We start from the raw sequence: 25,742 nt of genomic DNA on the forward strand, positions 1-25,742 counted from the left end.
TCCACCAAGAGAGAACATTACAGGGCCCTGCACCAGAAAGCGGTTTCAATTATAAGCCTGGAATCATTGAGCAGACATCATTCAAGAATAATTTCTTGTCCTCGGTATTTCATTTGCTGATAGTAGACCTGGACAAATGACCAAAAATCCAATCCGACTTCTGAGAGCTGGTAATCGGGTTTTCTTGTTAAACAGGAGGTTTTGGTCTCGTTAAAATTCTCAATGGGAAATATTTGAAGGCCCGATCTTACCTTTTTTGCCGCCCGAATACATGAGGTGGGCAGAACCGCGATGCCATGTCCGTCCCCCACCATCGTAAGCTTGGAAGAAAAGTCCTCTGTGCAAAAACGAACCTTTGGAATAAAGCCAAAATTGTTTCCCAGATGGGTCAGTATATCCACATAGCCAAAGTGATCGGGGAAAATAAGGTCTCCAATAAACCAATCTTCTTTTAGGGAGAGGGGAGAGATGGAATCCATATCCGGGGGATAGACCCGATATTTGGGAGAGATAACAATGTAATATTGCTCCTGATACAGAGAAATTGCGATCCTTGACTTACCCCAGATGCTCTGCAACTCGCCTTGGGAGCACAGTAAAAAGTCTGCCCCCTCTGCCAGATGAGTATCTCCTGATTTGGATTAAAACAAATAGACGTGAACAGAGGGGTTTAGTTTCATATACTCCGAAATACAGTCCAAAATTCCGTCGGCAAACACGTGGCAGATAATGCGAATTTTCCCCTGAAAATCATATTTGTTTTGCTCCAGAGAATGTAGTCCCACCTGTAGTGTGTTCAAACTTTACTCTGCGTAATGAGCGAACTCCTTTTCTAATTGGTTTAAATGAATGCGATTCCCTATTCGATCAAAAAGTTTGACTCCAAGTTCGTTTTCTAAATTGTGAATGCTTTTGCTAAGCGCAGGCTGTGAGATATTTACAAACACTTGTTCTATATGGTGAAAAATCATTTATATATTGGCTAATTAAATAACACAAACACATATAAGCACATCCTTTTGCCGCTTGTGAAATACAAGGCCGGTACATCAAACTTGCTTCAGCAGAACGAAAAATCCCGCTGGAGCTGGTTTTGATGTACCGGCTTCTTTTTGCCCTAACAACTGAATGACCGTCTGAATGAGGTGCTCCGCCATGACCTCCGCCATGGGGAGAGCGAGACAACGCGGCTGAACAGAGGCAGGAACACCATTTAGAGAAAACGGCAAAACAGTGTGACGGCAAATTGCTGTCACTTAATCTCCCTCAAAGCTGTCATGGCGGCATTTTGCCGTCTACCACAAGGCGACGACAGAATTGCCGTCACTCAACCAACTGAGACTAACCATGACGGCAGTTTTTCCGTCACCTTTGCGTGGCATCACAGGTGATGTCACTTTTGTGCGAGCTATCTATGAGAATGGCATTACCTATGATGCCATAGCCAAAGCGTGGAACGGGTCAAACAGAACTATGAGAAATATTCTCAGCACAGCCCCTGCGAAAGAAGCCGAACCCGTCCGCTTGACAGGGCTTCCACCCCTATGCCTCTGGAGAAAGGAGAAGCCATGCGAAGCAGAACAAACCAAATTAACGTCTGGTTGTCCGATGAGGAGCTTGCCGGCCTCAATGAAAAGGGTCCCAAGATACGGAGCTCCCGTGAGCGGTTTATCCGGCAGTGTATCAACAGCGCTGCCATCCGGGAGGCACCCTTCGTCGATGTGCCGAAGCTGATCTACGAAGTCCGCAGGGTGGGGGCCAGTCTCAACCGCACCCTCATCGTCGCCAACGCCAGAGGTCTGCTGGAATTGCCAGAACTCCGCAAGGCATTGGAGCGGAACCGGGAAGTGGAAGCACGCATCGTAGACGCTTACATGAAGGACTGACAACAAAACGAACCGCACAGCCTCACGGTCATGCATTGCTTACATAGGTTATGATATTGTCCGATCAATGTAGGGAAAATAACGGCAACCTCACATATGTACAATAACAGAATATAAAACTGTTCAGGTGTTACAGATCGTATGGCCGACTCTCTGCCAAGGTTGGATGGTCTCTCTTGCTTCGGCCCTGCAAATATGTAAAGGTTGTCCACCTAAAGCACCCACCAAAATTCACCTAAATGACCAGAGTTGTGTGGGGGGACTCCACGCCGCCCGGACGCAGGGACTCAAGTGCCGCTGGGCAGAACAGTAGGCCACCACCACAAAGCGACCGTTTTGGCACCAGGGTCAGCAGTTCTCCGCCGTCTCCGCCGCCACGCCGGTATCATACAAAACTACTTCCCCGGACCTGCTCCACATACTCATCAAAGGTGTCCTGAGTTGAGCACTGAGTTCGCTGCACTGCTATAAGCGGAACACATTCTCCTCCGTCTGGAGGAATGCCTTGGAATAGAAGGCCTCCAGTACCTGGTAGCTCCGGCTTTCGTCCAGGGTATCCAGGGTGATGGCGGGGTGTGCCTGCCAGAACTTCCGGTCGGCAAAGGAAGAGAAGGGCCAGGACCATCAGGAGGGGCAGACGCCAGGATATCTTCCGCTTCATACAGGGACCTCCCAAGACAGCGGGGTGGCCAACAGATAGCCCAGAGGTGCAGCCCACTCCACCAGCTGATAGTTGCCGTAGCCTCATGCTCGGTAAGCACGCCGGAGGCAACCACGATGGTGGCTTCTACCAGGCGGATCTGCCAGGAGGGGAAGCCCATTATCAGGCCGATGATAACGGCAATAAACACACCATAACCCAGGAACTGCACGTCCATGTTCATCAGCTCTAGGGCGTCCAGGGCATTGGTGATATGGCGGCGGGCATAAATACTCCGTAATGGAGCTAGTCTCCCCAACAGGCTAGAAACGAGGCTGTGTATATACGCAATTGTCGCATTTACGACCCAATTTCTTTCGAACGCATCTTAATACTGTATCACATCTCAGGATTTTTTGCGACAGTTAGATGCAACCGCCATACGAGAGACGACAGCCTGCGTGGTGTTTATTGATTCTCCCCAAGACCTCAGCGAGTCAGAGCGGCAGACGCTTTGGGATCGTCTACGGCAGTTTAATCAGCAGCAAGGGATGCCCTTTTTGACCTACCGACTTCAGCATCGCTTTGAGCTGACCACCAACACCTTAATGCTGAAAGAATTGACCCAGCAGTATCCCACCTACTCTCTGACTGCGTTTCCGGCTGAGAAGCTCACCATTCCCTTCTGCATTGGTTGGGGCAGTGCTGGCAATGACCAGAGCAGGCTCAGGGCGCTGAAACAGTCCCCTTCAACGGGAACCACTTCCACCTACATTATTTTAGAAGTCCACATCCCGCTCGGGGATCAGTACGGCGGTAGCACCCACCGCAATGCCCACATAGAGGGCCAGATAGCCCGCATGGCGGCCCATCACCTCCACCACCGAGCAGCGCTCGTGAGACTGCATGGTGTCCCGCAGCTTGTCGATGCACTCGATGGCAGTGTTGCAGGCAGTGTCAAAGCCGATGGTGTAGTTGGAGCAGCCGATGTCGTTGTCGATGGTGGCCGGAATCCCTACCACCGGGATGCCCATCCGGGACAGCTCCAGCGCGCCCCGGAAGGTGCCGTCGCCGCCGATGGCCACGATGCCATCCAGACCCAGCAGCTTACAGGTGGCCACCGCCTTCTTCCGGCCTCCTTCGTTTATAAACTCCTCACTGCGGGCGGTGAACAGAATCGTTCCGCCCCGGTCCAGGATGTGGCTGACGCTGTCACTGTCCATTGGAAAAAAGTCGCTGTTGATGAGCCCGTTCCAGCCCCGGCGGATGCCCACGCACTCAATGCCCTTGCCAAGCGCGGTGCGGACCACCGCCCGCACCGCCGCATTCATGCCGGGGGCGTCTCCTCCGCTGGTCAGGATGCCGATCCGCTTTACCATATTTGCCATGGTGCTTTCCTCCTTACGCTCTCCTTCTTCCTCAAGGTCTTTTCATTATGGCATGTCACGCCCCCGGTGTCAAGCGTCCGTCCCTCCCTTACCAGCAACGAGAGCCCATATACATTAAATCCTAAAATTACATTTTGGGAAAAGCAATTAAATTTTCAGCATACTTTTCCGTATATTATAACTGCTCTAGATGCCTTTCCTTGCCGTCTTTCTCGGATTTTGCCTAATCATATTTTCCTATGCTAGTTTAAGAGTGCTGTGAAGGGACCAACGAGATATAACAATACGTACTAAAAAAATCTCTTTACACCCCCTCACCCACCACTCCGCTCGCTATTTCTGATGCCTTGCAAAAATGAAGAAACTCTTCTATTTGTAAAAAGCTATACTTTCAAGAAAATATTTAATCCTATCACACTGGAAATCAGTTGTCAGAATCCAAAACAGTCGTTATAATATGATTACCGAGTATATAGGAGGTAATTATCCATGAGCAAACCGATTTTGGAGGCCAATGCTGTCGTTCCACTATACAGGCAGTTGATGGAAAAGCTGCAGAAAGAAATTACCTCCGGAATATTGAAGCCCGGAGATAGACTGCTCCCCGAAGTCGAAATGGCGAAATATTACCAGGTCAGCGTCATCACCGCACGAAAAGCGATGGATGAATTGGCAGCTCAGGGACTTATTGAAAAGAAACAGGGGAAGGGCACCTTTGTGACTTCCCCTAAATATGGCCGGGATTATACACATATTCAAGGCTTCTCTGAATCTTGTCTTGCACGCGGGCTTAAACCAGGCGCCAGGCTGTTGCAGAAGGAAATCGTTGCTCCAAAGTCCAGTATTCTGGAGAGTCTTGGCCTGGATGAGAATTCCCAGACTGTAAAAATTGTCCGGCTTAGATATGTAAATGACGAGCCTATGGTAATTGAGACCAGCTATTTTCCACTGGACTATGCTTTCCTGCTGCAAGAGAATCTGGACGGGTCGCTTTTCCAGGTCCTGCGCGAGAAAAAAGACTTGGTCATAGACGGCTCAAAAAAAATCGTTGAGATCTGCCGGGCTACCACCGAGGAGGCTCGTTGGCTGAAATTGCGGAAAAATGCACCTTTGCTCCTGGTCCGCAGTGTGGCATTCGGCAACGCCGGCCAGCCTGTATATGTATGCATGCAGGTTATCAACGGTGAACGTTTCCAATTGATTTTGTGATATCTATCTTTTTCGGCCTGCCCATCGGTAAAATGCTCTGGGTCTCCCCCGTTTTCCATAGGTATTTTTGACCTCAACCATCTGCTCACGAATCAAATATCGCAAATATCGATGTATCGTTTTGGGATTGAGATTTGTCTGCCGTTGAATGACTCCTACGTCCAAATAGTCTTCCGAACAGGAAAGGCAGGATACAATGATCTCCAATGTAGATTGGTTGATGCCCTTATCCGCCTCAGAGTAAAACTGCTCTTTCTCGTGGTAGCGCAGATGGGTATTGATGCGGGAGACCAAATCCACAGGTTTAATGGGTTTGACTGCATAGTCATCTGCGCCGGCTTCTAGAAAACGCTCCATGACTGCTGTCTGCTCTTCAATGGTAAGCACAACAATCGGCACATTGATCCCCATTTCTCTCATACGGCGGACAATCTGGATTCCGTCCGGCTGAGGCAGGTGATAGTCCACAAGGATCAGATCCAGCCTTCCATTTCCATACTGCGTCAGAATGTGCTCGGCCTCTCTGAAGTTTCTTGCCAGCAGGGGCGTCCATCCTTGATGAAGAATGATCTCCTGAATTGTATAGAGGATGTCTTCGTCATCATCAATTGATAAAATGTTCTTTCCCATTGTGCTCTCCTTTATTTTGAGGCAGGATGATCGTGATCCTTGTATATTCTCCGGGACTGCTCTTTACCTCTATTGTTCCGTGATGAAGGTCAACCACCTGCTGCACAAAGCTGAGCCCCAGTCCTGTGGAGCCGCTTTCAGAATAGCCATGCGTCCACATACGCTGAAGGATCTCTGGGTTTATGCCAATACCGTTGTCCACTACTTCCCAATGGGTTGTCCCACTGCAGCAGGATACAATCAGCTGGATCTCCCCTTTCTCCGGGTCAATCGCTTTACATGCGTTTTCCAGCAGATTTACCAATGCTCGAGCCATACGGATGGAATTCACATATACCCGAACCTCAGGACACTCATTGTGGACAGAAATTCGAGAAACCAAGGGGTTTGACGCCATGCAGGAGAGCGTCAGGCGCAGAAGCCGCTCTGTCGGGACCAGGGACATTCGGTCCTCATAGAGAATTTCAGAAACCATCTGTCCCATCCGGTCACACGCATTCACAATCCTCCTCTGATATTTGGCCAGTTTTGGATCCTCTACCAGCTCCTCCGAAAGTCCAGCCAGCCCCTGAATGGTGGTAAGCGGGGTCTTGAGGTCATGGACCAAATTCTGTATCTCCCGAAACGACCTCATTTCAATATTTTTCATTCTAGCCTGGTAGAGCTGCAGCTCATCCTGTTCCGCCTTTCGGTGGGCCTGAATCAAATGCTGCTGTTCCAGATCCAGAAGCCCCATTAAAACAGTAGCGGTGGCAAAAAAGCACAGAAGCAACAGCACAAAATAAGTCAGAAGCAATTCAGCGTCCAAAATGGGCGCTATGGCCTTGATATCAGTGGAGATCTCACCATTTCCAAATCCCAATTTTGTCATGACCGGCAAAACATCCAGCCCCTGCACGGTAATGAGAAACAGGGTGATGATGATCAGCTTGTAATGCAGGCGGAAAGAAAACCGAGTCAGCAATTCAATGCAGATAAACACTAAGATAGCTGGCATGCCGATGTCCAGTCTTAGGGAATAGACCATATATACGACCTGGTAAAGTGAAATTTGGAACAGGCAGCAGAATGGAATCTTAACAAAGGGGATCTCCCGTCCATTCCACTGAATGCTAATCCCATCCATCAAAAGCGTTATGGCCAAGTAGTCAGGACCAGAACGAAGGGTATTCAGGGCAATCAGGTGAATGGCCCCTAATGCCAGAAAACCGGAATCCAGCTCATTCATCGCCTGATAGAGCAAATCATAGATCCGGAAATTCCGCTCTGTAAAAATCAGAGGGGTCAGTAATCCAACTGCCATCAGTCCCAACGCCTGGAAGACTCTCACCGCATTCCAAGTAATAGACAATCGTTTTATCCCCATACTGGCCTCACAATCACAAAACTTCCCAACAGGGGCTCTTTTTTAGAATAGCAAAAACCAATGCAAAATGCAAAGTTTTTCACTCTTGCGGCGGAAAATCCTCTTTAAACAAGCATGCACAGCAACAAGGCACAGGCGTACAGAATTGGCTCTGTACGCCTGTGCTCTTTGTTATCCTCCGGACTCCGGGCGCAGTTTGAACTCCATCCCATATTGCTGCAGGATATTTGTAACAATCAAAACCTGTTGGCTGACCCGCACTTCCATGGGCAGCTTTTGGCTGGTTTCTATTGTAAACGCATCAATCCCCAGCTCCCTGGATGCCGTACAGTTCAGACTTCCAACAGGTGCGTTTCCTTCCAGAGCAAAATCAGGATAATCGCCATTCTGGCTGTTTACCATCTCCAGTATATCCAGAGCATTGATAAATCCGCTCTGTGTCTGTCCCACCACGATAGAATTTCCGATGCTGCCGTTTACGCCGTAGAAATTGACTCCCTCATGCATATCAACCACGCAGACTGGCTGATATTTTTGGATCAGCTCCATAATCTGTGCAGACAAGACCTGAATGGGATTTCCATCCTCTGCGCCAGGATAGGAACGATTCATATCCACGCCATCCGATGCGGTCCTTTGGTTCAACTCAATGGCCTGCTGATTGGCATGCGGTACAAGAATGATGCGTCCCGTCTTTGGTTCAAGCCGTTCCAGCAGCTGCTCCGCACCCTTGAATCCGGCGGGTTCATTCCCGTGCGTGCCGGCCAGCAGGAAAATTGTCGGCCCCTCCTTCCCAGAGTCCATGATGTGACACTCAGTTTGACTTGCAAGCCCCTCAGCCAGGAAAAAGGTCGTATGTGACACCGGAGCAGGCCTCAAAAACAAAAAGTACACAACTACTCCCATGCACAGAAGGAGTACTGCCGCAATCGACCACTTTATTTCTTTTTTCATTTCTGTCGATCCTGCCTTGATCACGTGGTAGGCTCATTGAGGTAGGGACCCATTCCATTTTTCACAAGTTCATCATAGCTGGGCATCCCGGTGACAATGATCGGCTCCTCATACATTTCGCTGTAATTGGCCAGGATACGCTCTATTCCAAACACATGGCGGGCACAGCGCACCTCAATGGGCCATCCATTTTCGTCATAGGGCACATAGAGCTGCCCAATCTCACCGGCCTTCACATAAGTCTCCGACTTGCCTGTCAGGACGAGCGCCTCATCGGTGCGGTCACGCAGGCGGCCCTGGGCGGGATTGGGGGCTTCCATTAAAAGCGCCAGCGTATCCGTGTGATCGCCAAGCTCACGGTGGGTCAAGCCGCGCAGATCTGTCGGAGAGGGCTCCAGGGATATCTGCACTCCCTCCATCTGCATGTCCACGACCACATTCGATGCCAGATTCATGGCCCGTTCATGGGCAATCAAAGCATTTGAGAAGGACGTGGTGGAGCGTATCCGGGAGTCCCGTCTGGCAGGCAACACCCACTTTATGATCGTGGTGGCCGAGGGTGCGGGCAGTGCCGTAGAGATCGGCAAGCGCATCCAGGAGACGGTGGGCATCGATCCCCGGGTCACCGTGCTGGGACACATCCAGCGGGGCGGCTCTCCTACGGCGCGGGACCGGGAGACGGCCAGCCGGATGGGCTATGCTGCGGTCAAGGCCTTGGCAGAAGGCCGGATGAACTGCATCGTGGGCACCAACGAGGGACATCTGGTGGAGATCCCCATTGAGAAGGCGCTGAACATGACCAAGCACCTCCAGATGGAGCGCTACGAAGTGCTGGAAGCCATGCACAATCAGGTCCCGCTGAAGTGCGGGCCGATCCAGTGACAAGAGGAGAAAGCAGGCGGCAGATCTTTGATCTGCCGCCTGCTTTTGCATGAGATCAGGGAAAACGGAAAAAATAATTCACAGTCTCATGGTGTGTCCCTGGGGGAAGTCTCTCTTTACGATTTCTGTCCCTGCGGGATGGGAACAAACCGTAGGGGTGAGGTAAAAATAATGCCATGGACGGGTTGACAATCCAAACTGTAAATATTATAATTACAGTATAAGACAAAAACTGACACGACTACAGAGGAGGAAACGATCATGTTGGAGCTGAATTTAAACAATTTTCAGGCTGAGGCGCTGGAGGCTGACCAGCCGGTGCTGGTGGATTTTTGGGCCCCCTGGTGCGGCTACTGCCGCCGGCTGGGCCCCGCAGTGGAGCAGCTGGAGCAGGAACTGGCGGGGCGGGTGACAGTGGCCAAGCTGAACGTGGACGACGCTCAGGTGCTGGCGCAGAAATATGAAGTGGAGACCATCCCCACCCTGATCCTGTTCCGGGGAGGGCAGGCCAGCGAGCAGCTCATCAACCCGGCCTCCAAAGCGGCGATCCTGGAGTGGCTGAAGGGGCAGGGCGCGATAGAGGGCTGAGGAGCCCTGCCTGCACAGAAATGAGAGGAGGGTCACAAGGTGGAACAGAAGCTCTATGATGTAGCGATTATCGGCGGAGGGCCGGGGGGATATACCGCTGGGCTGTACTGCGCCCGCAGCGGATTTTCAGTGGTGGTGCTGGAGAAGCTGTCCCCTGGGGGACAGATGGCAACCACCGGACAGGTGGACAACTACCCAGGGTTCGAAGGGGGAGTGGATGGCTTCGAGCTGGGGGAGAAGATGCAGCGGGGGGCGGAGCGCTTCGGGGTGGAGACCCGCTTCGCCGAGGTGACCGGTGTGGAGCTGGCTGCGGTTCCCAAGGTCATCCAGACCAGTGAGGGGGAGGTGCGGGCCAGGGCTGTGGTGCTGGCCACCGGGGCCTCTCCACGGGAGATGGGACTGCCCGGGGAGCAGGAGCTGCGGGGCCGGGGGGTGGCGTACTGCGCCACCTGCGACGGCATGATGTACCGAAATAAAACAGTGGCGGTACTGGGTGGAGGGAACAGCGCTGTGGCGGACGCACTCTACCTGTCCAAGCTGTGCAGAGAGGTCTATCTGATTCATCGCCGGGATACCCTGCGGGCCTCGAAGGTGTACATGGACGCGTTGAAGGACAGCGGTATCCAGATCCTGTGGAACAGCCGGGCAGTGGGGCTCCTGCGGGATAAGCGGGTGAGCGGCCTGGTACTGGAGGATGTGAGGACCGGGGCACGGCGGGAGCTGGCCTGTGAGGGCATCTTTGTGGCCATTGGCCGGGTCCCGGATACAGAGCTCTTCCGGGGGCAGGTGGAACTGGACGAGCAGGGGTATATCAAGGCTGACGAGACGACCCGCACCGGGCTGCCGGGGGTCTTCGCCGTGGGGGATGTGCGGACCAAGCCCCTGCGGCAGATCGTGACCGCCACGGCGGACGGGGCGACGGCCTCCCATTTTATCGAACAATACCTCATGGAAGAAAACAGATAAAAAGCAGGCAGGAGCCCCCACGGTTTTCCGTGGGGGCTCCTGCCCTTATCCTTTCCCAATAGGAGGGGGTGTCACATAGAGGACAGCAGCCCCTCCAGCTCCTCCTTTGAGAAGTGGTAGACCTTGTCGCAGAACTGACAGGACAAGTCGGCCTGTCCCTGCTCCGCGATGAGGGAGGAGAGCTCCTCACGTCCCATGCTGATCAGCGCTCGGGACACCCGCTCCCGGCTGCAGCTGCACCGGTACTCCACCGGGTGGGTCTCCAGGACCTCCAGCTGAAAGTCAGAGAGCACCTCTTCCAGCAGGCCCTGGGCGTCCAGCCCGCGGGAGAGGGCGTGGCTCACAGAGCCCACCCGGCGAACGCCGGCCTCGATCTTGTCGATCAGGCCCTCCTCTGCGCCGGGCAGCAGCTGGATCAGATAGCCGCCGGCGGCCAGGACGCTCTGGTCCCGGTCCACCAGAACTCCCAGGGCGCAGGCGGTGGGGATCTGCTCGCTTTCCACAAAGTACATGGCGATGTCGTCGGCGATCTCCCCGGAGAACAGGCCGATAGAGCCGATATAGGGTTCCTTCAGTCCCAGGTCCTTGATGACGGTGAGACTGCCGTCGGTGCCCACGGCGGCCCCCACATCCAGCTTACCGGGGACCTTCTCCATCAGCTCTACATGGGGATCCTGCACATAGCCACGCACGTTCCCGCCGCAGTCGGAGACAGCCAGAATGGTGCCCAGGGGCCCGCCGCCCTTGATCTGGAGGGTGAGGGCGCCGTTGTCCTCTTTCAGCATATCCCCCATCATGGAGGCGGCCAGCAGGGTGCGGCCCAGGGCGGCGGTGGCCACGGGGAGCAGGGTGTGGATGGTGCGGGCACGCTCCACCAGGTCCCGGCCGGTGATGGCGACAGCTTTGACCGAGCCGTCGGCGGTGATGGCGCGGATGATATGGTCGGACATGATCAGACTTCCTTTCGTGCGGTGAAGAAGATGCGGTCCTCCCCAGGCTTGGGGGGACGGTGCTTCAGATTTCCATATTGCTTGATCTGGGTGAACCCGGCGTCGCGGAGATAGCTGGTCAGCTCCTCCGGCGTGTAGGCCCGCTCCTCGTGGAGCTCCTCTCCCCGCTCCCACAGGCCGCTCTCCTCCTCCAGGCGGAAGATATCCATGAAGTAGGAGCAGACCCGGCGGCGGCGGGAATACTCTGCCCGCCAGACGCAGTAGGCGTCCTCTGTCTCGTCCAGAAAGACCTGGCCATCCAGGCCCTCCAGCTTGGCGGGGGTGTTGACGTCAAAGAGGAACAGCCCGCCGGGCATGAGGAACAGGTGGACCCGCTGAAAGGCCCTCCGCAGCTTTTTTGGGTCGGTGACATAGTTGATGCTGTCCAGACAGCACACGCAGGCGTCGATGGTGCCATACAGGTCCAGCTGATCCATGCTCTGGCACAGAAAAATGGGGGCGATCCCCTCCGCATCCCGGTTCTTTTCTGCGGCCTGGGCCAGCATGTCGGGGGAGAGGTCCACCCCGATCATCTCATATCCCCGCAGGGACAGCTCGCGGGTGAGGGAGCCGGTGCCGCAGGCCAGATCCAGCACAGTGGAGCCGGGCAGGCCCGCCCGTTCAAAGTGGCGCTGGATGTATTCGGCCCAGGCGGCGTAGTCCACATCGGTGGTGAACTCATCGTAGCAGCCGGCCAGAAATCCATAGCTGTTCATTCCTGACGCTCCTTCAGACGGGGGATGACGGCCTGATAGCCATCGGCGCCGTAGTGAAGACAGCGGTTGACGCGGCTGATGGTGGCGCTGGAGGCGCCGGTGCGCTCCAGGATGTCACTGTATATCAGCCCCTGGTCCAGCAGCATGGCTACCTCCATCCGCTGCTCCATGGCTTTCAGCTCGGACACGGTGCACAGATCCTGAAAAAAGCGGCGGCACTCATCCACGTCCTGTAAAGACACGATGGCTCGGTACAGAGTGTCGCTGGATTCCTTCTCTAAAAATTTAGACATATTGGGTGCTCCTTCTCCAGAGAAAATCTTGCCTCCCGGCGGCCCAACAAGGTCCCGCCGCGCTTTTTTATATTTTAACAGGCTAATCTATGAAAGTAAACGGGGAGTGAAGAAAAAAATCAAAAACCGGCCGCTCAAATGCGGCCTGCGGAGGTTTTGACATGAGCGAACGGGAATATAAAGCGCTGCGCAGTGTACCGGCTTCCACCTGGATGGAGGGCTTTTGTGTGACCAAGCAGATGGAAAAAGCCTGCATGTGCCTCATGAGCGGCGAAGTGTCGGTGACCGCCCAAAGTCAAACCGTCAGCCGAGCGCATAGGTTCCCTCTGTCAGTGGCAAGCTGTCAGCACGGCAAGCGGGACAGTATCGGAACGCCCACAGAGGTATTTGCCGCTGTGGGCGTTGCTTTACCCGTAAAATAGCCATATAGAACCATCAAGGAGGAGTACCATGAGCGAACACAGACCAGCATTGGAACACATCCAGGCGTATGCGGACCATCTTCGGCTGGAAGAAAAAAGCGCCGCCACCGTAGAGAAATATCTGCGGGACGTCCGGGCCTTCGCCCGCTGGCTGGAGGGGCGGGAGATCACCAAGGAGCGGACGGCGGCGTGGAAGACCCATTTGGTGGAGCGGGGCTACGCCCCCGCCAGCGTCAATGCCATGCTCTCCGCCCTGAACAGTCTGCTGGACTTTCTGGGCTTCGGGGACTGCCGGGTGAAGTTTCTCAAGGTCCAGCGGCGAATGTTCCGGGATGACAGCCGGGACCTGACCCGGTCCGACTACAACGCCCTCACCGCTGCGGCAAAGGCGCAGAACAAAACGCGGCTGGCTCTGTTGATGGAGGCCATCTGCGCCACCGGCATCCGGGTCAGCGAGGTGCAGTATATTACCGTGGAGGCGGCCAGAGCGGGCCGGGCGGAGGTCGCCCTGAAAGGCAAGATCCGCACCATCCTCATCCCCAGCAAGCTGTGCCGCAAGCTGCTGAAATACGCCAAACAGCAAAAAACCGCTTCCGGCGAGATCTTTCTCACCAGAAACGGGACGCCCCTCAGCCGCCGTCAGATCTGGGCGGAGATGAAGGGGCTGTGCAAGACGGCGGGGGTCGCGGCCAGCGAGGTCTTTCCCCACAACCTTCGCCATCTGTTCGCCGCGGCCTTTTACCGGGCCAGCCGTGACATCGTGAAGCTGGCGGATGTGCTGGGCCATTCCAGCCTCGAGACCACACGCATCTACCTCCTGACCTCCGGGGCGGAACACCAGCGGCAGCTGGACCGACTGGGACTTGTATCGTAAAGTCGAAATTCTCATTCTGTCTCATTTGCTGTAAATATAAAACTGCCAGAATTACATATTCCATGTAAATATTACCACTTTCTTTTCAAAAGAGCAAGAGCGGGACCTGCTTTTGAGCACAAAAATATGAGCCGCAAAATGGAATATTTTTGCGGCTTTCCTTGCTACGGCTTTTTACCTGTTTTTAGAACAGCAAAAGACGCCTTTCATTCGCTTTATCTCTCTTTGTATGGCCTATACAGCAAATGATGGGACAGAATGAGAATTCTGAAAAGATTGGAGGCGATAAATATTGCGAATGACTCTCTACGACTACTGCGCGGAGCGGGATGAGCTGGTCCTGCTGACCCAGTGGGCACCGGTCAAAAACAGGACGCTGACGCCAAGAGAGGGGTCCTATGGCAGGAGACAGAAGAACTGGCGTACTTACTGGCCCGAGAGGTGGCCGCCCAGTGGTGCGTCCCCCGACCTAACCCCGGAGCACGTGACAGCGGGAAGCCGCCGGATGGCTTGGCGGGAGTGTCCCAACGGTCATATCTGGAAGGCCGCCATTTATTCCAGGGCGGGGCCGCAGAAGTGCGGCTGTTCCCGTCTGCGCCGGGAAAGTCAGCCCAAAACGGCTGGAACGCTGTCGGCGGGCGCTGGAAGAATGGGAATAAAATGGGGCCGGTCAGCTCTAATTCCCGGTCTGGAAAATCGTAACAGGAGGAACGAGAAATGAAAAAACGGATATTGTCAAGTTTCTTATCGCTGGTACTGGTATTATCGCTGATGCCTGTGAGCGCGCTGGCGGCGGAGGGACCGCAGAATGTGGCTCCTGCCGTGGTCACAGAGGAGCCTGGAGAGGTCCACGGTGAGCCTCCGGTGGAGGAGGCGGCCGGGCCGGAAGAGCCGGCCTGCATCTGCGAGTCCCTTTGTACCGGGGAGACCGTGAACACGGACTGCCCCATCTGCACGGCGGACTATACCGCCTGCACCTATGAGGCTCCTGCTGATGAGCAGCAGGAGCCGGCGGGTGAACAGGGAGAACCTGTCGGCCCCACGGCGGAGGAACAGCTTACGGCGCTGATCGCGGCTCTGCCTGACCCAGCTGATATTGATCCGGAGGACGAGGAGCAGGTGGAGAGGATCAGCGACCAAATCTCCGAGATCTACGCCTATGCCGAGGAACACGGCCTTGATGCGGAAAACGATGAAACCATCAATGCCGTGATTATGGCTCTCTACCCTGTGGAATTGCTGGAATATACAGCTGAAGAGGGTACACAAGAAAATCCGTGGGATATTTCCGCTGAGGGCGAGGGAAACAATATCACTGCCTATCTGGAGAAAAACAACGGTGATGAGTCTACTCCCACCTATACGCTTGTCATCTCCGGAAGCGGTGCGATGGCGGATTTTCCTGACGCGGGTCAGGCTCCTTGGTATCTGTATTTTCCTGATAAAGGCGCTCAAACGGCGATTACTGAAATCACAATCGGAAAAGATGTGACCACCATTGGTGCCAATGCCTTTGTCTGGTGCAAAGCTGTCAAAAATGTGAACTTTGAAGCAGGAAGCGCATTGAAGGAAATCCACCTGAATGGCTTCCATTCACTGGTTCAATTAACATCCATTGAACTCCCTGCCTCGTTGGTGGAGATCGGGGGAGCCGCGTTTTATGGATGTACCGCACTTCAAACGGTTTCCTTTCAGGATCCGGAGAAGTTGACTATCATTGAAGACAGTGCATTTGGCTCTTGTAAAGCACTGGAACACTTCAACTCGAACGTAGATGGAAAATGTGACATTCCTCAGAATGTTGTATCGATTGGTGGGATGGCTTTCCAATACTGCACCAGTCTAACAGATGTAACGATCCCGGCAGGGGTGGAAACCTTGAGTGCAACATTTTATAGCTGTTCCAAGCTGACGTCTGTAACCTTTGCGCCTGGCTCCGTGGTAAAGCACTTATCAGGCTCCAGTTCCAGCGATGTAGGTGTATTTACCGCAACAGCCTTAACCTCCATTGATCTGCCGGACAGCGTAGAAACGATAGGAAGAAGTTGCTTCCACAGATCAAAACTAACTGCGATTTCGATTCCTGCGCGGGTGCAAAGCATAGGAATCAATGCGTTTGCCGGGTGTCCTCTGACTTCGGTTACATTCGCAGAGAACTTTGAATTAAAAGAAATCGGCACAGGTGCATTTGCCGGTGCAACGGTTAACGAGTTCATTATTCCTGAAGGTGTAGAGTCGATAGGTGATAGCATTCTCCATAACGGAAAAGTCACCAGCCTAATTCGGGTTCCCAGCACACTGACAGCAGGGTTTTCACTTGGCTGGGTATCTACAAGTGATAACTGCATATTAGATACAAGTCGAACAGTCCATCAGATCAAACCTTATGGAACCACTCGATATAAGCTTATTTATATTCCCGCTGAGAATCAGAAGTCCAATTACACCAGTCAAAATACCTTTGCTGTTACTAACGGTGGCATAGCCATTGGTAACAGCGAAGGTAACACGCTGATGGATGTGGAACGCAATGGCTATATCTTCGACGGCTGGTATCAAGATGCCAACTTCCAGACACCGGCGAACAAGAATGAGGCTGGTGACTATATCTATCAAAATAGCAAGACCTACTACGCCAAGTGGGTCTACAATATCACTTTTGATGCCAACGGCGGCGAGGGCACCATGGAAGCTCAGGCGGTCACCGAAGGCGATCAGACCACGAAATTGATGAACAGTACTTTTACCAGAGCCGACTACACCTGTGCCGGATGGAATACAAAACCGGATGGTACGGGGACAGCCTATGCGGCAGATGCGGTGGCCTCCACCGTCCCCAACGGAACCACCCTGTACGCCCAGTGGACCAAAAAAATTGGTGAGTCCACTCCATACACCGTGAACGCTATCCAGGGTCATGTCTACACTGGCAAGGAGATCAAGCCCACTGTTATCATTAAGAGTGGTGAAACGGTTTTGAACAGTGGATATACCGTTTCTTACTCCAATAACATCGATGTCGGTGAGGCAAAGGTCACCGTTACGATCGGAAACGATTCCGCCGAGGTCACATTCCAGATCACCAGGGACAACGCCCCCACTGTTGCAATGTCCGATGTATCTGTGACCTATGGCACTGCATATGCGATGACTGCTGCGGCCAAGACCAGCGCGGGCAATGCGATTACAGATGGTACCATCACCATCCGGTATTATACCAATGAAGATTGTTCCAAGGATGAGTCTGAAACCGCTCCCACTGCCGCGGGCATCTACTATGCCAAGGCGACTCTGGCCGAAACGGACAACTATGGCAGTGCAAGCGCATCTGCAAAGATCACCATCCGCAACGCCGACTTCTCTGTCACCGCTCAGGGCTACGACGGCACTTATGACGGCCAGCCGCACTCCATCACTGTAACGGCAGAGGGCGCGGCTGTGACTTACTCCACCACGGAGAACGGCACGTACAGCGAGACGAATCCCACCTTTACCGACGCAGGAGAATATACCGTCTATTACAGGGCTGCCAAGGCCAACCACAACGATGTGACCGGCAATGTGACTGTGAAGATCGCCAAGGCTGTCCCCGCCATCACCATTTCTTCCGACAAAGCCGAGCTTCGCGGCGGCGGTACTGTGGAACTGACAGTCAAGGCCGCCCCCGCGGACAGCACTGTGGCCGTCACCCAGACTGATGACCAAGGCAGCGAGGCCAAGATTTTGACTCTGACGGATGGGACCGTATCTGTCAAGCTGGACAACAGGGATGCCAGGTACACCTTTACCGCATCCTGTGCTGAAACGAACAATTACACCGCAGGGAGCAGCGAATGCACCGTGACCGTCTCCCGCCGCTCCTCCGGCGGTGGCGGCGGCTCCAGCAGCACTACCGCGGAGACCACCACCAACAGGGACGGCTCCAAAACCACCACTGTCACAGACAAGAAAACCGGCACCGTCACTGAGACCACCAAGTTCCAGGACGGCTCCATCCTAGTGGTGGAGACCCAGAAGGACGGCACTGTGACCACCACCGAGACAACCAAAAACGGTGTCAAGATCAAGACCGTGGATGAGCCGGGCGAGGATGTGACTGCTGAGATCACCGTCCCAAAGTCCGTGGGCGAGGCCGTTGTGATCATCCCTGCCGACGTGGACTGCGGCACTGTGGCCGTGGACACGGACACCGGCGAGGTGGTGAAGCTGTCCGTCCCCACTAAGGAGGGGATGACCGTCAAGCTGGCCGGCTCCGCTGAACTGGTGCTGGTGGACCGCAGCAGGAATTTTGATGACACTCGGAACCACTGGGCGAAGGACGCCATCAACTTCGTCACAGCCCATGAGCTGTTCTCTGGTACCAGTGACACCGCCTTCACCCCTGACAGCCCCATGACCCGTGCCATGCTGATGACTGTTCTGGCCCGCTTTGACGGACAGGACACCACCGGCGGGGCTGTGTGGTATGAAAAGGCCATGGAATGGGCCAGGGAGAACGGCATCTCTGACGGCTCTGATCCCGACGGTTCCATCACCCGGGAGCAGCTTGCCACCATGCTGTGGCGCTATGCGGGCAGTCCCACTGGGGGCGGCTCCCTGTCCTCCTTCGGGGACAGCGCCAGCGTCAGCGCCTACGCCCTGGAGGCTGTGCGCTGGGCCGTGGGCGAGGGCCTGATCTCCGGTACAGATGCCGGCCTGCTGGCCCCTCAGGGCAGCGCAACCCGGGCGCAGGTGGCCACCATCCTCATGCGCTTTGTGGAGAGCCTGACCAAGTAAAGTAAATCGCCCCTGCATGAATAGGAGGGCGGGACGGCACAGCCGCCCCGCCCTCCTTCTGTTTCGATGCTGGATCAAGGACAGCCGCAGGGCAAGTCGTCACGACGTTTCCCTGCGGCTTTTATTCTCTCCTGTATTTCTCCCACAGGCGTGGTGCCCTTTTCTGGTCACGAAGTTTTTTGAATGTCAGAGAAGGCCGGCAGAGAGTCCGTTCCACCCGGCAGCATGAGCACAGTGCCATGGCGGAAGCGACTCAGAAGATGCTGGCAGTTGGAGAGCGGAATCCCGCGTTAAGTGATGTCATCACGGAAATGCAGCCGGGATCTGGCTATGATAGAGCCATAAAGAAACAAGAAGGAGGATCTGAATATGTCCGCTATCAATATCGATCAGAACAACATCCAGAGTGAAGTGATGAATTCCGACAAGCCCGTTCTGCTGGACTTCTGGGCTCCCTGGTGCGGTCCCTGCCGCATGGTCGTCCCCATCGTGGAGGAGATCGCCCGGGAGCGCAACGATATCAAGGTCGGCAAGGTGAACGTGGACGAGCAGCCGGAGCTGGCGAGCCGGTTTGGCGTGGTGAGCATTCCTACCTTGGTCGTCATGAAGAACGGAAAGATCGTCGATCAGGCTATAGGTGCAAGACCCAAGAATGCAATTCTTGGGATGCTGTAGGGAGGGATGACGATGGGGTTCTTCGATCTCTTCCAGCAAGCCGATATCGATCAGGGCGTAAAGGAATATTTGGCCACGCCCGGTGCTGTCCTGCTGGATGTCCGTACCTCTGAAGAATACAGAGACGGCCATATCCCCGGCAGCAAAAATGTTCCGCTTCAGGCTCTTGACAAGGTGGCCTCTGTCGCAGAAAATAAAAATATGGCACTGTATGTCTACTGCCACTCTGGCGCCCGGAGCCGTCAGGCTGCCGGCTTGCTGCGGCGTATGGGATATCGCAATGTAAACAACATCGGCGGCATTGCAGCTTATGCGGGAAAGGTGGAACGATAATATGAAAGTCGTGATCGTAGGCGGTGTGGCAGGCGGAGCCACAGCCGCGGCAAGGCTCCGCAGACTGGATGAGCAGGCTGAGATCGTGGTGTTCGAGCGTTCAGGCTTTGTTTCCTACGCTAACTGCGGTCTGCCTTACTACATCGGAGATGTGATCACTGCCCCTGAAGAACTGACCCTTCAGACACCGGAGAGCTTTTTCGCCCGGTTCCGTGTGAACATGAAGGTCCGCCACGAGGTGAAGGCTATCCACCCGGACAGGAAAACGGTATCGGTAAAAAATCTGGAGACCGGAGAAGAATTCGAAGAGAGCTATGACAAGCTGATCCTGTCCCCTGGTGCGAAGCCCGCTCAACCCCGCCTCCCCGGCGTTGGATTGGAGAATCTGTTCACTCTGCGCACCGTGGAGGATACCTTCCGGATCAAAGATCACATCAATAAGCATAACCCCAAGTCTGTCGTTCTGGCGGGCGGCGGTTTTATTGGTCTGGAACTGGCGGAAAATCTGCGGGAGCTCAGCATGGATGTCACTATCGTCCAGCGCCCCAAGCAGCTGATGAATCCCTTCGATGCGGATATGGCATCCTTTATCCACGCAGAGGCACGCAAGCACGGTGTGAAGCTGGCCCTGGGATATACCGTGGAAGGCTTTGAGGAAAAGGACGGCGGTGTGGATGTGCTGCTGAAGGACAGCGCTCCCCTTCATGCGGATATGGTGGTGCTGGCCATCGGCATCACGCCGGACACCGCTCTCGCGAAAGAAGCTGGTCTGGAACTGGGGATCAAGGGCAGTATCGTGGTCAACGACCGGATGGAGACATCTGTGCCGGACATCTATGCCGCGGGCGATGCGGTGCAGGTGAAGCACTATGTCACCGGCGAGGATGCCCTGATCTCCCTGGCCGGTCCCGCCAACAAGCAGGGGCGCATCATTGCGGACAATATCTGCGGCGGCGACAGCCGCTATTTGGGGTCTCAGGGAAGCAGCGTGATCAAGGTATTTGATATAACTGCCGCCACTACCGGCATCAACGAGACCAATGCAAAAAAGGCGGGGCTGGATGTGGACAAAGTGATCCTGTCCCCCATGAGCCACGCGGGTTATTACCCCGGCGGAAAGCTGATGACCATGAAGGTGGTCTTTGAGAAGGGGACCTGCCGCCTGCTGGGCGCTCAGATCGTAGGTTACGAGGGTGTGGACAAGCGGATCGATGTGCTGGCTGCCGCCATCCATGCAGGCATGAGAGCAACTCAGCTCAAAAACCTGGATCTGGCCTATGCACCTCCTTACTCCTCCGCCAAGGACCCTGTGAACATAGCGGGATTCATGATCGACAATATTGCAAACGGTACCATGAAGCAGTGGTATCTGGAGGACGTTGACCATCTTCCAAGGGATGGAAGTGCAATCCTGCTGGATGTCAGGACCCCGGACGAATACGCTGGGGGCCATATGGAAGGATTCGGTAATATTCCGCTGGATGACTTGCGGGACCGGCTGGATGAGATAGAGCCGGGTAAGCCTGTATATGTGACCTGCCAGAGCGGCTTGCGCAGCTATATTGCCTGCCGCATTCTGGAAGCCAACGGCCACGAAGCCTATAACTTCGCCGGAGGGTTCCGCTTCTATGATGCGGTAACAAACGACCGGGCATTGGTTGAAAGAGCCATGAGCTGTGGAATGGACAAATAACTGCAAACTGCCAAAGCCGCGCTTTCCATCAGGAGAGCGTGGCTTTTTCTATATTCAAAAGGTGATATCATCACGGAAGAAAGTGGATCTCTCCGGTATAATGATGCCGATCAATGACGGGAGGGTGCTTATGTCTGCTATCAGAAAGAAACGAAAAGCCTTTGTTGTGCAGGAGGACTGTGTTGCCTGTGGCTGTTGCGTGAAAGTCTGTCCTTTGGGAGCGATTCAGATTATGAAGGGCATAATGGCGCAGGTGAATATGGACAACTGCGTGGGATGCGGGAAATGCGCGAAAGAGTGTCCCGCCAGCGTCGTCGAGATCCGGGAGGTGGAAAGATGAAAAGACATTGGTATGATCATCTCTGGGTCGTTTCTCTGACCTATCTGATCTTGGGCTTTTTCAATATCCTGTTTGCATGGTTGGGGCTCTTCTGCTTCTTTATCCCGCTGATCATCTCCGCTGTGAAAGGAACAAAAGGCTACTGCAACCGCTACTGCGGCAGAGGGCAGCTGTTTGGCCTGCTGGGGGGCCGCTTCGGTCTCTCCCGCAGAAAGGACATTCCAAAGTGGATGAAAAGCAAAGGATTCCGATATGGATTTCTGGTATTCTTTTTTGCCATGTTCTTTGTGATGCTCTGGAACACCTATCTGGTGTTTGCGGAAGCACAGGACTTAAAGCAGGTGGTGACGCTGCTGTGGACGTTCAAGCTGCCCTGGCAGTGGGGCTATCACGGAACATTCCTCCATCCCGGCGTGGCGCAGTTCGCCTTTGGATTTTACAGCGTGATGCTGACCTCCACTGTTCTTGGCCTGATCACCATGGTGCTGTTCAAACCCCGCAGCTGGTGTGTGTACTGCCCTATGGGGACCATGACCCAGCTGGTCTGCAAGGCGCGGAACAGCAAAGTGTGATGTCATCACGGAACGGCCGGTATTCTTTAGGTAAAATATGAGCATACCCTCTGTACACTGAGGGGAAAATCAAAACAGAAAGGGGCACTTCCCATGAGGCTGAAAGATAAAGTGGCGATCATCACCGGAGGCAGCCGCGGCATTGGTTATGCTACGGCGGATAAGTTCCTGGGAGAAGGTGCTAGGGTCATCCTGACCGCAAGTTCACAAGCCTCTGCCGAAAAGGCGGTTGAACGGCTGAAAGAAAAATATCCTGATGCGATCATCGCCGGCATCAGCCCTGATCTGGCCAGTCTGGAGTCTGTGCGGGAAGCGTTCAGGTCTGCCACTGAGAAGTATGGATGTGTGGATATCCTGGTCAATAACGCAGGCGTTTCCGAAAGCACCCCATTTATGGAATACACAGAGGAGACCTTTGATAAGGTCATGGATCTGAACGTAAAGGGCGTATTCAATACCACCCGCGCCGCAGCAGAGTGTATGGTGGCACGGGGGACGGGCGTGATCCTTTCCACGTCCTCAATGGTCAGCATCTCCGGTCAGCCCAGCGGTTTTGCCTATCCCGCATCCAAATTTGCGGTGAATGGACTGACCGTATCGCTGGCCCGCGAATTGGGACCCAAGGGCATCCGCGTGAACGCGGTTGCTCCTGGGATTACGGAGACTGATATGATGAAAGCGGTGCCCAAGGAGGTCATCGAGCCTATGATCGCCAGAATCCCGCTGCGCCGCCTGGGCCAGCCGGAGGATATTGCCAACGCATTTGCGTTCCTGGCCTCCGATGAGGCGTCCTACATCACCGGCGTTGTGCTGAGCGTGGACGGCATGGCAAGGACCTGACGAGTCGTAAGGCTGTGGTAAGTGGCAGCCTCAGAAGCAGATTGCAATATGGATCAGTAAATCAAACTCATATATGATCCTGCAAAGGGATACAGACAGAAAAAGGGGCTGCTATGCAAAGAGAACAGTTTGATATTACCGGTATGCACTGGTCCACCAGAGTGGAGCGGTGTGCGGCAGAACTGCCCGGTATTGCGGAAGAGTCCGTCAGTCTGGAGGACAAAACAGCATCTGTCAGGCTGGATCGACCTGCAACAGACGACGCCTTCAAAGCCGCTGTGGAAAAAGCTGGGCGTTAGCTGCTGAAAATCAGATAAAAAGCTGAAAATGTCCGCCTTGTGTTCAACTCGGCGGACATTTTATTATTGACCGTTCAATTCTTCCAGCTTTTTGGCATTGGTGATCTCGATGCTGCTGCGGGACAGCTTGACCATCCCCTCATTCTGAAAATATCGAAGCATTCTGGTGATCACTTCCCGATGGGAACCCAGGTGATTGGCAATGGTCTCATGGGTGATTTTCAGATGACTGGTCCCTTCGATAGACACTTCCTCCAACAAGAATGCGGCTACACGCTTGTCGAGACTCTTCCACATGACCTGCTCCATGAGCCACATGACATCGGAGAAGCGAGAGGCCATCAGTTCGTTGGTATAGTTGGAAACAGGCGCAGATCCTTCCATGATGCTCTGATAAATTTCGGAAGGTATTACCCAAAGGTCAGTGTCCTTTTCCGCCTCAACGGTCACTTCGAACTGAATGGAACGCATGATACAGGAGGCGGAAAACAGGCACATATCCCGGTCAAACAGACGGTAGATGGTGATCTCGCGCCCCTCGTCGGAGAGAATATAGGCCCGAAGCTGGCCGGACTTCACCAACAGAAGGCCGGTGCAGTCCATGCTTCCATTGTGGATCACGGTCCCTTTGCTTACCCTGCGCTCCATCAGGCTGCCAAGGATGCGTTCCTGCTGAGCCGGTGTCAGCTTGTTCCAAACCGGGAAATAGCTTTGAAAGTCCATACCGAACCCTCCTTCTGCCTATCAGTATATTGAAATCATCAAGACCTGTCAACTGACTCGTTGACAGGCCGCGTTAGCTGATCTGCTCGGTCAGTTTCCATACTTTCCGGAAGGAGCCCGCGGCGGTGGTGAACGCCGGTTCAGGGCTTTGCTGACCAGACTGGCGAGGGGGCTGTCCCCTGCCAGCATGAGAGTATCGATCAGCCCGCCGCCTCCAACTTCCGGATATCCCTTTGTCCGCTGCCCGCTCCGCCGATGTGGTGAAATGGGCAGTGGAGGGGATCACCGCCGGAACTACGGCCGCCATTTTTCTGCTGACAACACCTGCACCCATGGATCTTGACATTCCTATACTGCGACTTGGCGTGACTTCGTCCGAACACTTTGTAAAACAGCGCAATGTGATATGACCCCTCTAAGGTAGATGGTTGCAACTGAGAATCATTTTTCGGTGGCTTTTTTGCTGCTGGGCAGGCAGTTGAAGATTATAACTGGCAACTATCCTCCAGAATCGCTTCATCTAAAGCATTGACCAAACGGGGCAGGTCGAAATTTTCCATGGAGAGATTTAAAATACTCTCTTTACTTCAGGACAAACGCGGCTGTCCAAGAGCTGGTGTCGCCTGTAGGCCGCCTGTTCTCTCTTCCATTGTTAACAATTGATAAATACGTGACTTGCCCCAATGCTCATATGTCATAAAGTAACAAACAAAAATTTGATAGATAGCAGCCCACTATTCCGGGTTACATTTTTTGTTATGTGTTTCATTTTTTGAAAATCGTGCGATAAATATAATAAAGCAGATAAAATTCTTTATTAAACAAGCAGAATAAATTTGTGTTTTTGTAACGATAAAATCTTGTGCGGATATTATATTTTTGCCAAAAGTGCCGATTATATTTGTGGGGGATGTTTCTGCAGCAACGGCTCGTATAACTGTAAACTATGGTTATGACAGTTATTCTTAAAACAGGGTTTATTATTATTTGGAGGTGTTCTTATGACGATTACAGGAATGACACGATTTGTGCAACAAAATTATAAGGTTCAAAATTCGCACTTAACCCCTAAACTTCCAAATGGCTCTTTGCCGCCAAAGGGTCATGTTAACCCATATTGTCCGGAGGGAATGGATATTACAGGTCGAACGGATTTTCGCCGCATTGTCCCTGTTGACGAGGGCGTTGCAAATAAGATAAAATCTTTGGTGTTTGAGAGAATGGAAAAGAACGGCGGCATGAGTGGTGGAGAGATTGAGAGCGAAATTATAAAGGATTACGTTATGTCATTGCCACCCGAAGAACGAGCTGCCGCTGGGTGGACATTAAATCAGATTAGTCTGCAAGAGGCTGACCGGTTGGGAGAATATGTACATCAGCGAGACCCCTCATGGAATTGGGGAAAGCCAGTCAAGCCCGATATCTTGGATGACTACAAATCAGGCATGAATATACTAATATGATGTGGTTGGAATAGTAATATTACAACTTTCCATTTGTAGGAGGGGAGCCCAAAGTGCTACCGCCCTCTTTTGTTATTTACAACTGAATATCCGCCGCCCCGCAGTGGCACATGAAGCAGTAAATCTGAAACCGATTTGCTGCTTTTTTGTTGTCTGTTTGGCAAATTTCCAAATGCCCAGTAGTAAGGAGTGAAGCCCGAAAAAGTGGCGGTAGGAAGTGAGCGG

General features: G+C 53.6%; 29 protein-coding genes and 1 pseudogene. 18 read left to right on the forward strand and 12 right to left on the reverse strand.

Features of this window, described 5'->3' with window-relative positions:
- Positions 1-77 precede the first annotated feature (77 nt).
- From NE584_RS05590 to NE584_RS05600, 3 genes are all read right to left on the reverse strand, one after another.
- On the reverse strand, positions 78-578 hold the full coding sequence (locus NE584_RS05590; RefSeq protein ID WP_157954723.1) for a LysR family transcriptional regulator substrate-binding protein: 501 nt from the start codon (positions 576-578) through the stop codon (positions 78-80).
- A 225-nt stretch (positions 579-803) separates the two neighbouring features.
- Positions 804-971 (reverse strand): LysR family transcriptional regulator, encoded by a 168-nt coding sequence (locus NE584_RS05595; RefSeq protein ID WP_108980688.1) that lies wholly within the window; start codon positions 969-971, stop codon positions 804-806.
- A gap of 78 nt (positions 972-1,049) precedes the next feature.
- On the reverse strand, positions 1,050-1,256 hold the full coding sequence (locus tag NE584_RS05600) for a hypothetical protein (protein ID WP_256182116.1): 207 nt from the start codon (positions 1,254-1,256) through the stop codon (positions 1,050-1,052).
- A gap of 312 nt (positions 1,257-1,568) precedes the next feature.
- On the opposite strand from NE584_RS05600, the gene NE584_RS05605 reads away from it, so the two are divergent.
- The gene (locus NE584_RS05605) at positions 1,569-1,886 is read left to right on the forward strand and encodes a hypothetical protein (protein ID WP_108980689.1); all 318 of its coding nucleotides are present in this window, start codon (positions 1,569-1,571) and stop codon (positions 1,884-1,886) included.
- 1,422 nt (positions 1,887-3,308) lie between these two features.
- On the opposite strand, the pseudogene NE584_RS05610 reads toward NE584_RS05605, so the two are convergent.
- Positions 3,309-3,914, reverse strand: a pseudogene (locus NE584_RS05610) (ATP-dependent 6-phosphofructokinase); the annotation flags it as partial.
- A 489-nt stretch (positions 3,915-4,403) separates the two neighbouring features.
- Here NE584_RS05610 and NE584_RS05615 point away from each other — a divergent pair.
- A complete protein-coding gene (locus tag NE584_RS05615; RefSeq protein WP_242850292.1) occupies positions 4,404-5,123 on the forward strand; it encodes a GntR family transcriptional regulator in 720 nt (239 codons plus the stop codon).
- A gap of 3 nt (positions 5,124-5,126) precedes the next feature.
- Here the strand turns inward: NE584_RS05615 and NE584_RS05620 are convergent, their stop codons facing one another.
- From NE584_RS05620 to NE584_RS05635, 4 genes are all read right to left on the reverse strand, one after another.
- The gene (locus NE584_RS05620) at positions 5,127-5,753 is read right to left on the reverse strand and encodes a response regulator transcription factor (RefSeq protein ID WP_050623656.1); all 627 of its coding nucleotides are present in this window, start codon (positions 5,751-5,753) and stop codon (positions 5,127-5,129) included.
- Complete coding sequence (locus tag NE584_RS05625) at positions 5,728-7,119, reverse strand: HAMP domain-containing sensor histidine kinase (protein ID WP_108980690.1); 1,392 nt, start codon at positions 7,117-7,119, stop codon at positions 5,728-5,730. Before NE584_RS05625 ends, NE584_RS05620 begins: the two co-directional genes overlap by 26 nt.
- Positions 7,120-7,290: 171 nt before the next feature.
- Positions 7,291-8,097, reverse strand: a complete 807-nt coding sequence (locus NE584_RS05630; protein ID WP_050623654.1) for a succinylglutamate desuccinylase/aspartoacylase family protein — start codon at positions 8,095-8,097, stop codon at positions 7,291-7,293.
- Complete coding sequence (locus tag NE584_RS05635; protein ID WP_133248300.1) at positions 8,094-8,528, reverse strand: hypothetical protein; 435 nt, start codon at positions 8,526-8,528, stop codon at positions 8,094-8,096. The genes NE584_RS05630 and NE584_RS05635 overlap by 4 nt, the downstream gene beginning before the upstream one ends.
- On the opposite strand from NE584_RS05635, the gene NE584_RS05640 reads away from it, so the two are divergent.
- The 3 genes from NE584_RS05640 (at position 8,527) to trxB (ending at position 10,509) form a co-directional block, all read left to right on the forward strand.
- On the forward strand, positions 8,527-8,955 hold the full coding sequence (locus NE584_RS05640) for a 6-phosphofructokinase (RefSeq protein ID WP_256182120.1): 429 nt from the start codon (positions 8,527-8,529) through the stop codon (positions 8,953-8,955). The genes NE584_RS05635 and NE584_RS05640 overlap by 2 nt on opposite strands.
- A gap of 261 nt (positions 8,956-9,216) precedes the next feature.
- Positions 9,217-9,543 carry a thioredoxin gene (gene trxA, locus NE584_RS05645; RefSeq protein WP_193955466.1) on the forward strand — a complete coding sequence of 109 codons (327 nt, stop codon included), beginning with the start codon at positions 9,217-9,219 and terminating at the stop codon, positions 9,541-9,543.
- Between the two features lie 39 nt (positions 9,544-9,582).
- The gene (gene trxB, locus NE584_RS05650) at positions 9,583-10,509 is read left to right on the forward strand and encodes a thioredoxin-disulfide reductase (RefSeq protein WP_108980694.1); all 927 of its coding nucleotides are present in this window, start codon (positions 9,583-9,585) and stop codon (positions 10,507-10,509) included.
- 71 nt (positions 10,510-10,580) lie between these two features.
- Here the strand turns inward: trxB and hslO are convergent, their stop codons facing one another.
- From hslO to NE584_RS05665, 3 genes are read right to left on the reverse strand one after another with little or no spacing between them, the layout of a single operon-like run.
- Positions 10,581-11,459, reverse strand: a complete 879-nt coding sequence (gene hslO, locus NE584_RS05655) for an Hsp33 family molecular chaperone HslO (protein WP_050623660.1) — start codon at positions 11,457-11,459, stop codon at positions 10,581-10,583.
- 2 nt (positions 11,460-11,461) lie between these two features.
- A complete protein-coding gene (locus NE584_RS05660) occupies positions 11,462-12,214 on the reverse strand; it encodes a class I SAM-dependent methyltransferase (RefSeq protein WP_050623661.1) in 753 nt (250 codons plus the stop codon).
- On the reverse strand, positions 12,211-12,507 hold the full coding sequence (locus NE584_RS05665; protein ID WP_050623662.1) for a YerC/YecD family TrpR-related protein: 297 nt from the start codon (positions 12,505-12,507) through the stop codon (positions 12,211-12,213). The genes NE584_RS05660 and NE584_RS05665 overlap by 4 nt, the downstream gene beginning before the upstream one ends.
- Positions 12,508-12,668: 161 nt before the next feature.
- Between NE584_RS05665 and NE584_RS05670 the strand changes: the two genes are divergently transcribed.
- The 12 genes from NE584_RS05670 (at position 12,669) to NE584_RS05720 (ending at position 23,331) form a co-directional block, all read left to right on the forward strand.
- On the forward strand, positions 12,669-12,929 hold the full coding sequence (locus NE584_RS05670) for a hypothetical protein (protein ID WP_256182121.1): 261 nt from the start codon (positions 12,669-12,671) through the stop codon (positions 12,927-12,929).
- Between the two features lie 28 nt (positions 12,930-12,957).
- A complete protein-coding gene (locus NE584_RS05675; RefSeq protein ID WP_108980696.1) occupies positions 12,958-13,803 on the forward strand; it encodes a tyrosine-type recombinase/integrase in 846 nt (281 codons plus the stop codon).
- Between the two features lie 298 nt (positions 13,804-14,101).
- Positions 14,102-14,524: a zinc-ribbon domain-containing protein gene (locus tag NE584_RS19835; protein WP_108980697.1), complete on the forward strand. Its 423-nt coding sequence runs from the start codon at positions 14,102-14,104 to the stop codon at positions 14,522-14,524.
- Entirely contained in the window at positions 14,521-18,579 is a 4,059-nt protein-coding gene (locus tag NE584_RS05680) for a leucine-rich repeat protein (RefSeq protein ID WP_256182122.1), read from the forward strand. The genes NE584_RS19835 and NE584_RS05680 overlap by 4 nt, the downstream gene beginning before the upstream one ends.
- Positions 18,580-18,818: 239 nt before the next feature.
- A complete protein-coding gene (locus NE584_RS05685) occupies positions 18,819-18,989 on the forward strand; it encodes a hypothetical protein (protein WP_256182123.1) in 171 nt (56 codons plus the stop codon).
- Positions 18,949-19,254 carry a thioredoxin gene (gene trxA, locus NE584_RS05690; RefSeq protein ID WP_050623669.1) on the forward strand — a complete coding sequence of 102 codons (306 nt, stop codon included), beginning with the start codon at positions 18,949-18,951 and terminating at the stop codon, positions 19,252-19,254. The genes NE584_RS05685 and trxA (NE584_RS05690) overlap by 41 nt, the downstream gene beginning before the upstream one ends.
- 12 nt (positions 19,255-19,266) lie before the next feature.
- A complete protein-coding gene (locus tag NE584_RS05695; RefSeq protein WP_050623670.1) occupies positions 19,267-19,587 on the forward strand; it encodes a rhodanese-like domain-containing protein in 321 nt (106 codons plus the stop codon).
- A 1-nt stretch (position 19,588) separates the two neighbouring features.
- Positions 19,589-21,280 carry an FAD-dependent oxidoreductase gene (locus NE584_RS05700; protein WP_108980700.1) on the forward strand — a complete coding sequence of 564 codons (1,692 nt, stop codon included), beginning with the start codon at positions 19,589-19,591 and terminating at the stop codon, positions 21,278-21,280.
- A 130-nt stretch (positions 21,281-21,410) separates the two neighbouring features.
- Positions 21,411-21,620 (forward strand): ATP-binding protein, encoded by a 210-nt coding sequence (locus NE584_RS05705; protein WP_050625422.1) that lies wholly within the window; start codon positions 21,411-21,413, stop codon positions 21,618-21,620.
- Positions 21,617-22,192 carry a hypothetical protein gene (locus NE584_RS05710; protein ID WP_050623672.1) on the forward strand — a complete coding sequence of 192 codons (576 nt, stop codon included), beginning with the start codon at positions 21,617-21,619 and terminating at the stop codon, positions 22,190-22,192. Before NE584_RS05705 ends, NE584_RS05710 begins: the two co-directional genes overlap by 4 nt.
- A 93-nt stretch (positions 22,193-22,285) precedes the next feature.
- Entirely contained in the window at positions 22,286-23,032 is a 747-nt protein-coding gene (locus NE584_RS05715) for an SDR family NAD(P)-dependent oxidoreductase (protein ID WP_108980701.1), read from the forward strand.
- 113 nt (positions 23,033-23,145) lie between these two features.
- On the forward strand, positions 23,146-23,331 hold the full coding sequence (locus tag NE584_RS05720; RefSeq protein ID WP_077138721.1) for a heavy-metal-associated domain-containing protein: 186 nt from the start codon (positions 23,146-23,148) through the stop codon (positions 23,329-23,331).
- 63 nt (positions 23,332-23,394) lie between these two features.
- On the opposite strand, the gene NE584_RS05725 is transcribed toward NE584_RS05720, so the two are convergent.
- Positions 23,395-24,054 carry a Crp/Fnr family transcriptional regulator gene (locus tag NE584_RS05725; protein ID WP_050623674.1) on the reverse strand — a complete coding sequence of 220 codons (660 nt, stop codon included), beginning with the start codon at positions 24,052-24,054 and terminating at the stop codon, positions 23,395-23,397.
- A gap of 1,001 nt (positions 24,055-25,055) precedes the next feature.
- Here NE584_RS05725 and NE584_RS05730 point away from each other — a divergent pair.
- Positions 25,056-25,517 carry a DUF3879 family protein gene (locus NE584_RS05730; RefSeq protein ID WP_009260164.1) on the forward strand — a complete coding sequence of 154 codons (462 nt, stop codon included), beginning with the start codon at positions 25,056-25,058 and terminating at the stop codon, positions 25,515-25,517.
- Positions 25,518-25,742 lie beyond the last annotated feature (225 nt).

The sequence above is a fragment of the Clostridium sp. DFI.5.61 genome (genome assembly GCF_024462915.1).
Classification (GTDB): Bacteria; Bacillota; Clostridia; order Oscillospirales; family Oscillospiraceae; genus Lawsonibacter; species Lawsonibacter asaccharolyticus.

What these genes read in the sequence shown, in the direction of transcription:
- NE584_RS05675 (WP_108980696.1), top strand. Translation starts at nt 12,958, where the DNA reads ATGAGCGAACACAGACCAGCATTGGAACACATCCAGGCGTATGCGGAC.
- NE584_RS05705 (WP_050625422.1), top strand. Translation starts at nt 21,411, where the DNA reads ATGTCTGCTATCAGAAAGAAACGAAAAGCCTTTGTTGTGCAGGAGGAC.
- NE584_RS05620 (WP_050623656.1), bottom strand. Translation starts at nt 5,753, where the DNA reads ATGGGAAAGAACATTTTATCAATTGATGATGACGAAGACATCCTCTAT.
- NE584_RS05725 (WP_050623674.1), bottom strand. Translation starts at nt 24,054, where the DNA reads ATGGACTTTCAAAGCTATTTCCCGGTTTGGAACAAGCTGACACCGGCT.
- NE584_RS05660 (WP_050623661.1), bottom strand. Translation starts at nt 12,214, where the DNA reads ATGAACAGCTATGGATTTCTGGCCGGCTGCTACGATGAGTTCACCACC.
- trxA (WP_193955466.1), top strand. Translation starts at nt 9,217, where the DNA reads ATGTTGGAGCTGAATTTAAACAATTTTCAGGCTGAGGCGCTGGAGGCT.
- NE584_RS05710 (WP_050623672.1), top strand. Translation starts at nt 21,617, where the DNA reads ATGAAAAGACATTGGTATGATCATCTCTGGGTCGTTTCTCTGACCTAT.
- NE584_RS05695 (WP_050623670.1), top strand. Translation starts at nt 19,267, where the DNA reads ATGGGGTTCTTCGATCTCTTCCAGCAAGCCGATATCGATCAGGGCGTA.
- NE584_RS19835 (WP_108980697.1), top strand. Translation starts at nt 14,102, where the DNA reads ATGACTCTCTACGACTACTGCGCGGAGCGGGATGAGCTGGTCCTGCTG.
- NE584_RS05635 (WP_133248300.1), bottom strand. Translation starts at nt 8,528, where the DNA reads ATGAATCTGGCATCGAATGTGGTCGTGGACATGCAGATGGAGGGAGTG.
- NE584_RS05595 (WP_108980688.1), bottom strand. Translation starts at nt 971, where the DNA reads ATGATTTTTCACCATATAGAACAAGTGTTTGTAAATATCTCACAGCCT.
- NE584_RS05640 (WP_256182120.1), top strand. Translation starts at nt 8,527, where the DNA reads ATGGCCCGTTCATGGGCAATCAAAGCATTTGAGAAGGACGTGGTGGAG.
- NE584_RS05685 (WP_256182123.1), top strand. Translation starts at nt 18,819, where the DNA reads ATGGCGGAAGCGACTCAGAAGATGCTGGCAGTTGGAGAGCGGAATCCC.
- NE584_RS05625 (WP_108980690.1), bottom strand. Translation starts at nt 7,119, where the DNA reads ATGGGGATAAAACGATTGTCTATTACTTGGAATGCGGTGAGAGTCTTC.
- NE584_RS05670 (WP_256182121.1), top strand. Translation starts at nt 12,669, where the DNA reads ATGAGCGAACGGGAATATAAAGCGCTGCGCAGTGTACCGGCTTCCACC.
- NE584_RS05680 (WP_256182122.1), top strand. Translation starts at nt 14,521, where the DNA reads ATGAAAAAACGGATATTGTCAAGTTTCTTATCGCTGGTACTGGTATTA.
- NE584_RS05700 (WP_108980700.1), top strand. Translation starts at nt 19,589, where the DNA reads ATGAAAGTCGTGATCGTAGGCGGTGTGGCAGGCGGAGCCACAGCCGCG.
- NE584_RS05720 (WP_077138721.1), top strand. Translation starts at nt 23,146, where the DNA reads ATGCAAAGAGAACAGTTTGATATTACCGGTATGCACTGGTCCACCAGA.
- NE584_RS05715 (WP_108980701.1), top strand. Translation starts at nt 22,286, where the DNA reads ATGAGGCTGAAAGATAAAGTGGCGATCATCACCGGAGGCAGCCGCGGC.
- NE584_RS05605 (WP_108980689.1), top strand. Translation starts at nt 1,569, where the DNA reads ATGCGAAGCAGAACAAACCAAATTAACGTCTGGTTGTCCGATGAGGAG.
- NE584_RS05615 (WP_242850292.1), top strand. Translation starts at nt 4,404, where the DNA reads ATGAGCAAACCGATTTTGGAGGCCAATGCTGTCGTTCCACTATACAGG.
- trxA (WP_050623669.1), top strand. Translation starts at nt 18,949, where the DNA reads ATGTCCGCTATCAATATCGATCAGAACAACATCCAGAGTGAAGTGATG.
- NE584_RS05665 (WP_050623662.1), bottom strand. Translation starts at nt 12,507, where the DNA reads ATGTCTAAATTTTTAGAGAAGGAATCCAGCGACACTCTGTACCGAGCC.
- hslO (WP_050623660.1), bottom strand. Translation starts at nt 11,459, where the DNA reads ATGTCCGACCATATCATCCGCGCCATCACCGCCGACGGCTCGGTCAAA.
- NE584_RS05730 (WP_009260164.1), top strand. Translation starts at nt 25,056, where the DNA reads ATGACGATTACAGGAATGACACGATTTGTGCAACAAAATTATAAGGTT.